Raw genomic sequence first — 12,272 nt, forward strand, 5'->3', positions numbered from 1 at the left:
GGCAGCCCTGGTCGGGAGACAGGCAGATGAATGCGGACGATTCTGACATCTGGGCGGCGGCCGCCGGCGTCGCTCGACTGAACGACTTGCCGGCGTTGCGGGCCTCGTCGGTACAAACCTTGTTCCGTGCCTTCGAGCGCGCCAGCGAAGGCACCCTGGTGGTGGACCGCGAGGCGCGCATCGCCTGGATCAGCGAGCGCCATGCGCGCCGCTTCGGGCTGGCGCACCCCACCGAGGCGCTCGGGCGGCCCTGCGAGGAGGTGATTCCGCACAGCCGCATGCGCGAGGTGGTGGCCAGTGGCCAGCCCATCCTGCTCGACATCCTCGACGCCCCGGGCCATCCCTTGGTGGTGACGCGCCTGCCGCTGAAAGGCGAAGACGGCAGTGTGGTGGGGGCAGTCGGCTTTGCGCTGTTCGACGAATGGACGTCGCTGTCGCCGCTGGTCTCGCGCTTCCTCAGCCTGCAGGAAGAGCTTGCAGCGGCCCGCAAGGCGCGCCCCGCGCCCCGGCAGGCGAAGTACAGCTTCTCGAACTTCGTCGGCATGTCGCCCGCCGCGCTCGAGCTCAAGCGCACCGCGCGGCGTGCCGCCTCGACCCATTCACCGGTGCTGCTGCTCGGCGAGACGGGCACCGGCAAGGAGTTGCTGGCGCACGCCATTCACGCCGCGTCGCCGCGGGCGCATCGTCCCTTCGTCTCGCTCAGCATGGCCGCCATCCCCGACGCCCTGCTGGAGGCCGAGCTGTTCGGTGTGGCACCCGGCGCCTACACCGGCGCCGACCGGCGCGAGCGCCAGGGCAAGCTGCAGGTGGCACGCGGCGGCACGCTCTTCCTGGACGAGGTCGGCGACATGCCCTTGCCTCTGCAGTCGAAGCTGCTGCGGGTGCTGCAAGAGAAGGAATTCGAGCCGCTCGGCTCCAACGAGGTGGTGAGTGCGGATGTGCGCATCATCGCGGCCACGTCGCGGCCGCTGGGCGAGCTGGTGGCCAGCGGCGCCTTCCGGGCCGACCTCTACTACCGCCTCGACGTCCTGTCCATCGCGGTGCCGCCCCTGCGCGAGCGGATCGAGGACCTGGAGGCGCTGTGCGAAGCCATCCTCGACAGCCTGGCGGAGCAGCAGGGCGGCCGCATCTGCACCCTGGACAGCGACGCGCTGGCCCTGCTGGCGCGGCACCGGTGGCCCGGCAATATCCGCGAGCTGCGCAACGTGCTGGAGCGCAGCATGGTGCTGTCCGATTCCGCGGTGCTGTCCGCCGCCACCGTGCACCTGGCGCTGCATGCCGCGGACGCGGCCGACGCCGCCACCCTGTGGCAGCCGCCGCCGGCACCGGTGATCGGCCCGCCCACGGGCGCCGGCTGCCCGGCGGCCCAGGGGTATGCGGTGGCAATGAGTCACTATGAGCGCCAGCTGATCGAGCAGGCGCTGTCGGAGAGCCGCAGCGTGGCCGCGGCCGCCAAGCGGCTTGGCATGGGTCGGGCCACGCTTTATCGCAAGATGGCTGCCTATCAGCTTGGCCGCTGGCGCTTGCTGTCCTCGACACCGCCGGCCGGCGGTGCACCGGCGGCAACCACCTCCGCGCCAGCGGAAGAGGAGGCGCCGGACGAGGGCCTCAGTTCAGGCGATCCGACCACTCCCTGACCTGCCGGTCGGCTTCATCGCGCGACAGGCCGTAGGCCTCCTGGATGCGACCGACCAGTTGCTCGCGCTGGCCATCCAGGCGGTCGAAGTCGTCGTCAGTGAGCTTGCCCCACTGCTCGATGGCCTTGCCTTTGAGCTGATGCCAATTGCCTTCGATTCGATCCCAGTTCATCTCGCGCTCCTTGCGTTGCGGTTGAATTGATGCGGCAGGCCGGCACCGGGTGCACTGGACCGGGCCCTCCGGCCTGCCTCCTCGCGCCAGCCGGCCCGCAAGGGCCGGCCGATCGCGACGATCACTGCTTGTTCATGCGCTTGGCACGATCCACGCACGCATCCTTGGCGTTGCCGCTCAGGGTGTCGCACTTCTCGGCATCGGCGTCGTACTGCGCGTCGCGCTTGTCTTCCATGGCTTCCTTGCGGGTGTCGTTCACCTCACGCTGGGCCTTGGCATCGACCTTGGCCTTTTCCATGGTGGCCTTGGCTTCCTTCTTGCACACGTCCTTGGCATTGCCGGTCTGGTCGTCGCAGCGTTCCTTGGCGACTTCGTACTGCGCTTCGGCCATGTCCTCTGCGGCTTCCTGGCGCGCCTTCACCGTGCCCTTGTAGCTGGCTTCCGCCTCGGCTTCGGCCTTGGTGCGGGCGGCCTTCGCCTCAGCCACGCAGATGTCCTTGGCATTGCCGGACTGCGCATCGCATTGCTTGCGCGCGGTGTCATAGGTGGCCTTGGCGGTGGCGCGGGCCTGGTCATAGACCGTCTTGTCGCCGGTGGCGTGCGCGGCGGTGCTCAGCGCAAGAGCACCCAGCAGGGCTGCAACAGCGTGAGCGATGCGGGCGGGTTGTTGTGCACGGTTCATATTCTCTTTCCTCCTGCGTCCAATGGGTTCATCTCAGCCGATGCTGCAGTGCATCGACACGCATAAGCTTAGGCGGCCACCGCATGAAGACGTGACAGACGAAAGAACTGCAGCGCATAGGACGAAACGGCATGCGATGTCGGCGCAGTCCTACAGCGACGCGGCCGGCCGAGAATCGGTCACGGGGATCACGCTGGCGCGGCGCGGCCGTCCGGGCGGAGCCGGCACGGCAGCACGGCAGCACGGCAGCACGGCAGCACGGCAGCACGGCAGCACGGCAGCACGGCACCGTAGGTACCGTAGGTACCGTAGGTACCGTAGGTACCGTAGGTACCGTAGGCACCGTAGGCACCGTAGGCACCGTAGGCACCGTAGGCACCGTAGGCACCGTAGGTACGGCAGGCACGTAGCGTAGCCGCGGGCGCGAAAGCGCCCGCCCCGGGGCGGGTCCTGCGGCGATGTGGCTGGCAGCAGGAGCGCTTCCAGAGAACGTCGCGATGCGCTCCCCGGTGAGCTGCCGGGCGGGCACCTACCGGCCCCCGCCATTGGCCGCCCGCCAAGGTGTCCGCGCTGGCAGGCGACGCCGCCGCTCCAGCGCCGCGACATGGCGGGCACCGTGCAGACCGGCACGGCTGCCCCCGAACCCGACCGGCTCAGAACCGGTAGTTCGCTCCCACGCTCAACTGCGGCATGGCCTTGAGCTTGCCGACGCCGTCGCGCAGTTCCTCCAGTTCGCGGTCGATGTCTTCCTGGCTCACGGTCTGCGACAGCAGCGGGCCGCTGGCCCGGCCGCGCACCTTGGCCTTGCCGATGGAGGCGCCGAGGTCGAAGGCGAAGCCCCAGCCGCCGGCGGCGCGCGGCATGTGCCCCCAGCCGATGCCGAGGTAGGGCGTGGTGCTGGGGAACTTGATGCGCACGTCGAAGCGGTCGTCCGGGCTGGCAACGTAGGTGGTGTCGCCGATGGTGATGGTGCCGCCCTCGGGCCGGCCTTCGAGGTCGGCCCGCATGCGGTTGAAGGTCACGCCGCCGGTGAAGCGAAAGCCGTTCTGGAAAGGAAACCAGTCGGCGAACAGGCCGACCCGGCTGAACTTGATCTTGCCGTCGTATTCGATGCCCTCTTCACGGCCGTCCTTGCTGCGGCTGCCCAGGGTGGCAAAGTCGGCACGCACGGTGACGCGGTCGTTGAGCGGCTGGGCATACCCCACCATCAGCCCGGGCAGGCCGATGCCGGTATAGACCTCGCCGGCATGCGAGACGGCGGCCAGGCCGCCACAGGCGAGCAGGGCGGCGCAACGAAGTACTGCGGGTTTCATCGAAGCTGTCTCCTCGTGAGGGGTGGAGCTTCGATGATCACCGACGCCACCGCGGATGGGGCGCATTCCCTGTCATTACTGCGGGGGATGTTGCCCCGGCCCGACCCGGCTGGCCGCGGGTGGCGTTCAGGTGGCGAAGTCGTAGTCGACCGTCAGCGGGGCGTGGTCGGAGAAGCGCTGGTCCTTGAAGATGGCCGCGCGCTTGGCGGTGGCTGCCAGGCCCGGCGTGGCAATCTGGTAGTCGATGCGCCAGCCGACGTTCTTGGCCCAGGCCTGGCCGCGGTTGCTCCACCAGGTGTAGCCCTCTTCGCCGGCTTCGGGATGCAGCCGGCGGTAGACGTCGACCCAGCCCACCTCGTCGAACACCCGCGTGAGCCAGGCGCGCTCCTCGGGCAGGAAGCCGGAGTTCTTCTGGTTGCCCTTCCAGTTCTTCAGGTCGATGTTCTGGTGGGCGATGTTCCAGTCACCGCAGATCAGGATCTCGCGCCCCTCGGCCCGCAGCGCCTGCAGCACCGGGAAGAAGGCCTCCATGAACTGGAACTTGGCCTGCTGCCGCTCATCGGACGAGGAGCCGGAGGGCAGGTACAGCGAAACCACCGAGAGCGGTCCCCAATCCGCCCGCAGGTAGCGGCCCTCAGCGTCGAAGCCGGCGTGGCCGATGCCTTCGACCACCCGGTCGGGCTCGCGCCGGGCATACAGGCCGACGCCGCTGTAGCCCTTCTTCTCGGCGCAGTGGAACCAGCCACGCAGCCCTTCGGGCTGGCGCATGGCGTCGTTGAGGTCGCCGTCCTGGGCCTTCAGTTCCTGCACGCAGACGACGTCTGCCTGCTGCTGGGCAAGCCAGCCGAAGAAGCCCTTGGTGGAGGCGGAGCGGATACCGTTCAGGTTGGCGGAGATGACACGTAGCATGCCCCGAGCTTACTGGAGCCGGAACGGTTGCGTGCGCGACCAGCCCGGCGTGCCGGGCGCAGCCGGCGTTTCAGCGGCGCCGTCATTGGCCTGGGGCGTGGCCGTCTCCTCCTGCACCGGCCGCGCCGGCACCGCCTGCAAGGGCTCGGGCAGCGCGGCGAGCGGGGCGGGCTGGCTGATCATCGTCGCCGGCCCCTCGTCGCGCGGGCCGCGGCGGCGCACCAGCTTCAGCGAGGGCACCCGCAGGGCGGGGGTGTCGGCATAGAAGCTCGCATTCAGCTGCGTGTGGCGCACGAGGTAGTGGCGCAGGCGCTGGAACAGCTCCGCATCGACCCGCCCCGGGTCGCGCCAGAAGGCCGCCAGCGGCGGCCGGCGCACCAGGCCCTCGATGGCATAGAAGCACTCCCCCAGCGCCGCGACCGGGGTGCGGTGGAACAGGGCCTGCAGGCCGGTGGTGCTGTTGACGGTGACCACGCCTCGCGCGTGCTTGAGCAGGGTGGGCAGGTGCAGGTCGTGCACGTACAGCACCCGCTCGGCGACGTTGAAGGCCAGCGCGGTGTGCCGGATGAAGTCGCCGTAGTCGGTGTGCCCGCGGTCCATCGGGTGGTGCTTGATGACCAGCCAGTGCTGCGGATCGGCATGCCGAGCGAAGGACGCGATCACGTCCTCGATGACCGCCTCGATGCTGCGATAGGGCGAGTGGTGCAGGATCTGGCTGTCGTTGTGCACCTGCAGCGGCAGCAGGAACCACTGCCCCGAGCGGCCGGGTGCGCTCAGTTGATCCAGCAGGTGACGCTGTTGCCAGCCGTGCAGCAGCTTGCGGACGCCGCCACGCAGCCAGCACAGCCCCTCGGTGAAGGGATTGAGCGAGCGGTGATAGACCTGGTGCGGAAAACGCGGCTTCCACAGCGCCGCGGCCAGGAAGTAAGTGATGGCCTGCAGCGCCATGCCGGTGAAGTGCTGCCCCGTGGGCTTGGGAGGCGAGGTGCGCCGCGGCGGCAGGGCACGGTAGAAGGCCGGGTCGCGCGGCACGCGCGAATAGCCGTTGACGCCGCCGGCCTCCAGCGTGACGTAGTCAGGCCGCAGATAGCCTTCCTCGAACACATAGACCTTGAGCTTGAGCTCTTCGGCCACCTGGCGCGCGGCCACATGGATGGGCCGGCCCTGGCCGAACAGCACGATGGCGTCGATGCGCTTGAGGATCAGCAGGTGGCGCAGCCAGGCCGGCCAGTCTTCGGGGCGGCCGACATAGTCCTGCGCGCGCCGGCGGCGGTAGAACCACCGGTCGCCGCCGTTGAAGTTGACCTTGTAGACGCTCTGCCCGTGCGCCTCCAGGTAGGCCGCCAGCCGCGAGAAGAAGGGCCCCATCGGGCCCTGCAACAACAAGGTGCGGTGATGCGCCAGCAGGGAGGTGAACGAGGCGGGGTGCGGCATGTACTACGCAGATTGGCGGACCTCATCACGGCACTGGCAGGCGCCCCGCCGGTTCCGGAGCACCCGCTGGACGCCGCGGGCGAAACGCTGACACCGATTCTGCCGACAAGGGATGCTCGCCCATTTTGATGGCGCGACGCACTTGCGTGCCGGACATCACGCTATCTGCAATTCCCTGGCCTGACGGACAGGGCTGCGCCCCCGGGGAAACCCGGGCCCTCAGGGCCGCAGCGCGGCCCTTGGGTCATTCGAAGGTGTCTGCCTGCGCAAAAGCCCGGCCCTGCGCATCCTTGGCGGACAGCAGCGGCGGGCGGCCGATGTCGGGCCAGTCGATGCCCAGGTCGGCATCGTTCCAGAGCAGGCAGCGCTCGGCCTGCGGGGCGTAGTAGCCGGTGGTCTTGTAGAGGAAGTCGGCGCTCTCGCTGAGCACCAGGAAACCGTGCGCGCAGCCGGGGGGGATCCAGAGCTGGCGGTGGTTCTCGCCGCTGAGCTCGACGCCCACCCAGCGGCCGAAGCCGGCGCTGCCGCGGCGCAGGTCCACCGCGACGTCGAACACCGCGCCCTGCGTCACGCGCACCAGCTTGCCCTGGGCATGGGGCGGCAGCTGGTAATGCAGGCCGCGCAACACGCCGCGGGCGGAACGGGAATGGTTGTCCTGCACAAATCGGTAAGCCGTGCCAGTGGCCTCGTCGAAGCGCTGCTGGTTGAAGCTTTCCATGAAGAAGCCGCGCTCGTCGCCAAAGACGCGCGGCTCCAGCACCAGCACGCTGGGAAGTTCGGTGGTGATGACATTCATCAGAACACGCGCTCCTTCAATACTTGCTGCAGATATTGCCCATAGCCGCTCTTGGCCAGCGGCGCGGCCAGGCGTTCGAGCTGCTCGGCACTGATCCAGCCCTGGCGCCAGGCGATTTCCTCGGGGCAGCAGATCTTCAAGCCCTGCCGCGTTTCCAGCGTGTGGATGAACTGGCTGGCTGCCAGCAGCGATTCGTGGGTGCCGGTGTCCAGCCAGGCGTCGCCGCGGCCCATCAGCTGGACGTCGAGCTGCCCATTGTCGAGGTACAGGCGGTTCAGGTCGGTGATCTCCAGCTCGCCGCGGGCGCTCGGGCGCAGGCTGCGGGCCATCGGCACCACCTGGCTGTCGTAGAAGTACAGGCCGGTGACGGCATAGCGGCTCTTGGGCACCGCCGGCTTTTCCTCGATGCTGATGGCGCGGCCGGAGGGGTCGAACTCCACCACGCCGTAGCGCTGTGGGTCGTTCACCGGGTAGGCGAAGACGGTGGCGCCGTGCGGCTGGCGGCCGGCCGCAGCCAGGCGGGCGGTGAGGTCGTGGCCGTAGAAGATGTTGTCGCCCAGCACCAGGGCGCTGGGTGCGCCGCCGAGGAAGTGGTCGCCGATCAGGAAGGCCTGCGCCAGGCCGTCCGGGCTGGGCTGCACCGCGTAGCTGAGCGACAGGCCCCAGGCGCTGCCGTCGCCCAGCAGCTGCTGGAAGCGCGGCGTGTCCTGCGGGGTGGAGATGACCAGGATGTCCCGGATGCCCGCCAGCAGCAGCACGCTGAGCGGGTAGTAGATCATCGGCTTGTCGTAGACGGGCATGAGCTGCTTGCTCACGGCCACCGTCACCGGATGCAGCCGGGTGCCGGAGCCTCCGGCCAGGATGATGCCTTTGCGCGTCATGGCGCCTCCGTGGTCTTGCTGCGGTCTTGGTGCTTGCCTGCTTGCATGGGGGCCGGCCGGGTCAGGGCGATGGGATGCCGGCGAGCACCTCGGCCAGCATGCGGTCCACGCCCGCCTGCCACGGCGGCAGGTGCAGGCCGAAGGCGGCTTGCAGCTTGTCGGTGCACAGCCGCGAGTTGTGCGGCCGGCGTGCCGGCGTGGGAAAGGCCGAACTCGGCACCGCGGCAATGGCCTCGGGCGGCACCTTCAAGGCCAGCCCGTGGGCACGGGCCCATTCGATCACATGGCAGGCATAGCCGTGCCAGCTGGTGCAGCCGTCGGCCGCCAGGTGGTAGGTGCCGGCCAGCTCGGGCAGCCGGGCGAGCCGGCGCAGGGCATGGGCGGTGACGTCGGCGATCAGCTCGGCACCGGTGGGCGCGCCAAACTGGTCATCCACCACCGACAGGCGATCGCGCTCGGCGGCCAGCCGCAGCATGGTGCGAGCGAAGTTGCCGCCGCGCGCCGCGTACACCCAGCTGGTGCGCAGGATGAGGTGGCGGCAACCACTGGCGCGGATCTGCCGCTCGCCTTCGAGCTTGCTGCGGCCGTAGACGTTGAGCGGGCCGGTGGCGTCGTCTTCGCGGTGGGGCTGCTGGCCGCTGCCGTCGAAGACGTAGTCGGTGCTGTAGTGCACCAGGCAGGCACCCATCACGGCCGCCTCGCGTGCAAGCACGCCGCAGGCGGTGGCGTTGAGCAGCTCGGCCAGCTCGGGTTCGGCTTCGGCCCGATCGACGGCGGTGTGGGCTGCGGCATTGACGATGACCGCGGGCCGCAGCTGGCGCACGGTGGCCGCCAGCGCCTCGGGTTGCGACAAGTCGCCGCAGAGGCCGCGTGCCGGATCGCCCGCGCGGTCCAGCGCCACCAGCCGGCCGAGCGGCGCCAGGGCGCGCTGCAGTTCCCAGCCGACCTGGCCATTGCGGCCCAAGAGCAGCACGAGGGGCGGCTCGGCCCAGGCGGGGCGATGGGCGGCGGGCGCGGCGCCAGCGTCGGGCCGCGGGGGCGAGCCGGCCGATGTCATGGGCGCTGGGGGGTTGGCTGCGGCGGCGGCCGCTATCGGCGCCGCAGCTGCCGCCGGTGCCTGTTGTGGTGGTGTGGCCCCCGGCGGGGCCGGCAGGCGGGATGGCGCCGAGGCAGTCGCTGCCGGTGTGCCGGCGGCGGGCTTCATGGCGCGGCCCCGCTGCCGGCGTACTGGGTGGCCAGCCAGTCGCGATAGCTGCCGTTTTGCACCTCGGCGACCCAGTCCGGATGGTCGAGATACCACTGCACGGTCTTGCGGATGCCGGACTCGAAGGTCTCGGCCGGCCGCCAGCCCAGTTCGCGTTCGATCTTGCGGGCGTCGATGGCGTAGCGGCGGTCGTGGCCGGGGCGGTCCTTGACGAAGCTGACGAGGCGACGCCGCGGGCCGGTGGCATCGGGCCGCAGTTCATCGAGCAAGTCGCAGATGGTGTGCACGATCTCGAGGTTGGTCTTCTCGTTCCAGCCGCCGATGTTGTAGGTCTCGCCGGGGCGGCCGTGGGCGAGCACGGTGCGCACCGCAGCGCAATGGTCCTTGACGTAGAGCCAGTCGCGCACGTTCAGCCCGTCGCCGTAAACGGGCAGCGGCTGGCCGGCCAGCGCGTTGACGATCATCAACGGGATCAGCTTCTCCGGAAAGTGGAAGGGCCCGTAGTTGTTGGAGCAGTTGGTGGTGACCACCGGCAGGCCGTAGGTGTGGTGCCAGGCGCGCACCAGGTGGTCGCTGGCGGCCTTGCTGGCCGAGTAGGGGCTGTTGGGTTCGTAGGGATGGGTTTCGGCGAACGGCGCGTCGGTGGGCCCGAGCGAGCCGTACACCTCGTCGGTGGAGACGTGGTGGAAGCGGAAGGCGGCGCGCTCGTCGGCTCCGGGCAGGGAGGCCCAGTAGGCGCGGGCGGCCTCCAGCAGGGTGAAGGTGCCTTCGACGTTGGTCCGCACGAAGGCGGCGGGGCCGAGGATGGAGCGGTCGACGTGGCTTTCGGCGGCGAAATGGACGATGGCGCGTGGCCGGTGCTCGGCCAGCAGCCGGTCGACCAGCGCGCGGTCGGCGATGTCGCCGTGGACGAAGCGGTGGCGCGGGTCGCCTTGCAGGGAAGCGAGGTTGCGCAGGTTGCCGGCGTAGGTGAGGGCGTCGAGGTTGAGCACCGGCTCGTCGGATTGGGCCAGCCAGTCGAGGATGAAGTTGCTGCCGATGAAGCCGGCGCCGCCGGTGATGAGGATCATGCGAGCGTTACCTTTGCCGGGCGGGGGGCGGGGAGGGGGTGGGCTCGGCGCTGCGGCCGCGTGCCGTCGAACAATTGTCCCACCACAGGACGAGACGTCCAGCGGGGATTCCAGACTGCCGCGGCGCCGGGCCGCATCGCTGCCTCATGCGGGCCGCCGACTCAGCGCCCAGCGCAACAACCGGCGCCAGACCGGTACCGGGCCCTGGCCCCGAGCCTTCCAGGCCAGTAGTTCGTCGAGCGCCCGTTCCGGCGTGGTGAAGGCCTCGGTGGTGCGGCTGACATAGGTAGGGTACAGGATGAGCACCGCCGCGACCAGTTCGTCCAGGCTCAGCCGGCGGCTACGGCGGGGCAGCGCGACCCGGTCCTGGGTGAGCCCCCAGCCGGCATAGAAGGGACAGCCGTGGCAGGTCACCCGCTTGCCTCGCATCAGTCCTTCGAACCCCGCCAGCGAAGTGAGCACGTGCAACTCATCCACGGCATCGAGCACCACGTGGATCGGTGCATCAATCACCACTTCGTCGCAGTAGCGCCGGACCTCGGCCTCGCCGACCCCGGCACGCCGCAAGCGGGCGACCACGTCCGGATGCGGTTTGTAGACCAGGTAGGCATCGGGAGCGGCGTCGCGGGCAGCCCGCAGCAGCTCCAGGTTGGTGCGGATCCCCGGCGCGCCAAAGCGCAACGAGGCATCGGCCTCGACTTGCCCGGGCACCAGCACCACCGGCCGGGCCACCGGGGGGCGGGTCCAGCCGCCAGCGCCGACGTTGTACTTGCTCAGGCCGGCCGTCACGATGCGCTGGCGCAGCGCCTGCGCCCGCTGCAGCAGTGGGAGGTCGAAGACAGTGGTCTGGAGCAGGCTCTCCAGGTCGGAGGGGCGCGTTGCGTCGTAGTAGAGGCCCTGACGGTCCATCACCCACGATAGCGGGCGCACCAGGTCGGCCCCCAGGCCAACGGACCGGAGGAAGCCGTCTTCCAGGCGGACCACCATCGAGCCCGCATGGTGAGGTGCAGCCGGCGGGCGCAACCCGTCATCCACCTCGGTGGGCCGGCAACCCCACACCGCCACCGCGGCGTCCGCAGGCACGGCCTTGCCCTCCGCGACGAAGCGCACCTCGCTGCCAGCCATGAAGGCACGCACGATGGGCTTCTTCCAGCGGGAAAAGCCGAGGCCGTACACCTGTCGGGGAAAGCGCTCGCGCATGCGCCGCTGCAGCCCCATCCACTCCATCAACCGTTCCGGGGCGCAAGGCTCGAGCCTCTCCGGATCGAGGTAGCGAGGGTAGCCAACCAGCGCCGCATGGACCAGGTCATGCAGCACCACGCGGTGCCCCAGGCGCCGCCGCTGTGGCGCAGGCAGGTCGTCGTTCGTCAGGCCCCAGCCGGCATAGAACGGCATCCCGAACGTGCGCACCGGCTTGCCCCATAGCAGCCCCTCGAAACCCATTTGCGAGGTCACGGTGTAGATGGCCAACGCCGGCTCGATCAGCGAAGGAGGGTGGACGTCGTCCGCAAGCAGCACCACCCGGGTTGCTGCGCCACGAGTGAGGCCGCGGTCGAAGTGTCCGCGCTTGCGCCCGGAGATGACGTCCGGATGCACCTTGAGCAACACAGGCACATCGGGGTGCTCGTCCAGCGCCGCCTCGAGCATCCGGTGGAAGCTGCTTTCATCGGCCATTCCATAGCGCACCGAAGCGTCGCCGAAGGTCTGATCGACCACCAGCACATACGGGTCCGGCACCGGCGGTGCGGCCTCCCGCGCATGGTTGTACTTGGACAGCCGCAGCCGGCACCAGCCGGCCGCCAGGGCAGCGGCACGGCCAGCCTGCTCCGGTGAGGCCGGCGTCGACACCAGCGCTTCCAGGCGGGAAGGGTGGTCGGCTCGATAGTAGATGCCGATGTCATCCACCAGTACCGACCACGCCAGCGCGCGACGCCCCAGCCCGAGTGAGCGAAGAAAGCCGTCCTCCAGCCGCCAGCAGGCCTGCCCGGCAGCGGCAGCCCGTGCAGCAGCCCGTACGCCGCTGCGGCGCATGCCCCAGCCGATGTGGACCACCTCGCCGGGATGGCCACTGCCGGGTCTCACCGTGATGGCATGCCCAAGGAGACGCTGCAGGTGCGGCTGGCTCCACAAGCCAATGTCGAGGCCGGACACCTGCAACCGGGGTGGCACCTGCG

Annotated in this window: 11 protein-coding genes; 1 reads left to right on the plus strand and 10 read right to left on the minus strand. The window is 69.8% G+C overall.

Annotated features, from left to right (window positions below; genetic code table 11):
* The first annotated feature begins 26 nt into the window (after nt 1-26).
* Nucleotides 27-1,637: a sigma-54 interaction domain-containing protein gene (locus N7L95_RS14730; RefSeq protein ID WP_301256001.1), complete on the plus strand. Its 1,611-nt coding sequence runs from the start codon at nt 27-29 to the stop codon at nt 1,635-1,637.
* Here N7L95_RS14730 and N7L95_RS14735 read toward each other — a convergent pair.
* The 10 genes from N7L95_RS14735 to N7L95_RS14780 form a co-directional block, all read right to left on the minus strand.
* The gene (locus N7L95_RS14735) at nt 1,609-1,809 is read right to left on the minus strand and encodes a CsbD family protein (protein WP_301256002.1); all 201 of its coding nucleotides are present in this window, start codon (nt 1,807-1,809) and stop codon (nt 1,609-1,611) included. The genes N7L95_RS14730 and N7L95_RS14735 overlap by 29 nt on opposite strands.
* A gap of 121 nt (nt 1,810-1,930) precedes the next feature.
* On the minus strand, nt 1,931-2,491 hold the full coding sequence (locus tag N7L95_RS14740) for a hypothetical protein (RefSeq protein ID WP_301256003.1): 561 nt from the start codon (nt 2,489-2,491) through the stop codon (nt 1,931-1,933).
* A gap of 653 nt (nt 2,492-3,144) precedes the next feature.
* Entirely contained in the window at nt 3,145-3,804 is a 660-nt protein-coding gene (locus N7L95_RS14745; protein WP_301256004.1) for a hypothetical protein, read from the minus strand.
* A 126-nt stretch (nt 3,805-3,930) separates the two neighbouring features.
* A complete protein-coding gene (locus tag N7L95_RS14750) occupies nt 3,931-4,713 on the minus strand; it encodes an exodeoxyribonuclease III (protein WP_301256005.1) in 783 nt (260 codons plus the stop codon).
* A gap of 9 nt (nt 4,714-4,722) precedes the next feature.
* On the minus strand, nt 4,723-6,147 hold the full coding sequence (locus N7L95_RS14755; RefSeq protein WP_301256006.1) for a capsule polysaccharide biogenesis protein: 1,425 nt from the start codon (nt 6,145-6,147) through the stop codon (nt 4,723-4,725).
* 244 nt (nt 6,148-6,391) lie between these two features.
* The gene (rfbC, locus tag N7L95_RS14760) at nt 6,392-6,943 is read right to left on the minus strand and encodes a dTDP-4-dehydrorhamnose 3,5-epimerase (RefSeq protein WP_301256007.1); all 552 of its coding nucleotides are present in this window, start codon (nt 6,941-6,943) and stop codon (nt 6,392-6,394) included.
* Entirely contained in the window at nt 6,943-7,824 is an 882-nt protein-coding gene (gene rfbA, locus N7L95_RS14765) for a glucose-1-phosphate thymidylyltransferase RfbA (RefSeq protein WP_301256008.1), read from the minus strand. Before rfbA ends, rfbC begins: the two co-directional genes overlap by 1 nt.
* Nucleotides 7,825-7,885: 61 nt before the next feature.
* A complete protein-coding gene (gene rfbD, locus N7L95_RS14770) occupies nt 7,886-8,881 on the minus strand; it encodes a dTDP-4-dehydrorhamnose reductase (protein ID WP_301256009.1) in 996 nt (331 codons plus the stop codon).
* 143 nt (nt 8,882-9,024) lie between these two features.
* Nucleotides 9,025-10,098 carry a dTDP-glucose 4,6-dehydratase gene (rfbB, locus tag N7L95_RS14775; protein WP_301256010.1) on the minus strand — a complete coding sequence of 358 codons (1,074 nt, stop codon included), beginning with the start codon at nt 10,096-10,098 and terminating at the stop codon, nt 9,025-9,027.
* A gap of 144 nt (nt 10,099-10,242) precedes the next feature.
* Nucleotides 10,243-12,249 carry a capsule polysaccharide biogenesis protein gene (locus N7L95_RS14780; RefSeq protein WP_301260157.1) on the minus strand — a complete coding sequence of 669 codons (2,007 nt, stop codon included), beginning with the start codon at nt 12,247-12,249 and terminating at the stop codon, nt 10,243-10,245.
* Nucleotides 12,250-12,272 lie beyond the last annotated feature (23 nt).

Origin of the sequence: Eleftheria terrae (assembly GCF_030419005.1) — a bacterium.
Taxonomy (GTDB): domain Bacteria; phylum Pseudomonadota; class Gammaproteobacteria; order Burkholderiales; family Burkholderiaceae_C; genus Caldimonas; species Caldimonas terrae.

What these genes read in the sequence shown, in the direction of transcription:
- N7L95_RS14730 (WP_301256001.1), top strand. Translation starts at nt 27, where the DNA reads ATGAATGCGGACGATTCTGACATCTGGGCGGCGGCCGCCGGCGTCGCT.
- N7L95_RS14735 (WP_301256002.1), bottom strand. Translation starts at nt 1,809, where the DNA reads ATGAACTGGGATCGAATCGAAGGCAATTGGCATCAGCTCAAAGGCAAG.
- N7L95_RS14740 (WP_301256003.1), bottom strand. Translation starts at nt 2,491, where the DNA reads ATGAACCGTGCACAACAACCCGCCCGCATCGCTCACGCTGTTGCAGCC.
- N7L95_RS14745 (WP_301256004.1), bottom strand. Translation starts at nt 3,804, where the DNA reads ATGAAACCCGCAGTACTTCGTTGCGCCGCCCTGCTCGCCTGTGGCGGC.
- N7L95_RS14750 (WP_301256005.1), bottom strand. Translation starts at nt 4,713, where the DNA reads ATGCTACGTGTCATCTCCGCCAACCTGAACGGTATCCGCTCCGCCTCC.
- N7L95_RS14755 (WP_301256006.1), bottom strand. Translation starts at nt 6,147, where the DNA reads ATGCCGCACCCCGCCTCGTTCACCTCCCTGCTGGCGCATCACCGCACC.
- rfbC (WP_301256007.1), bottom strand. Translation starts at nt 6,943, where the DNA reads ATGAATGTCATCACCACCGAACTTCCCAGCGTGCTGGTGCTGGAGCCG.
- rfbA (WP_301256008.1), bottom strand. Translation starts at nt 7,824, where the DNA reads ATGACGCGCAAAGGCATCATCCTGGCCGGAGGCTCCGGCACCCGGCTG.
- rfbD (WP_301256009.1), bottom strand. Translation starts at nt 8,881, where the DNA reads ATGACATCGGCCGGCTCGCCCCCGCGGCCCGACGCTGGCGCCGCGCCC.
- rfbB (WP_301256010.1), bottom strand. Translation starts at nt 10,098, where the DNA reads ATGATCCTCATCACCGGCGGCGCCGGCTTCATCGGCAGCAACTTCATC.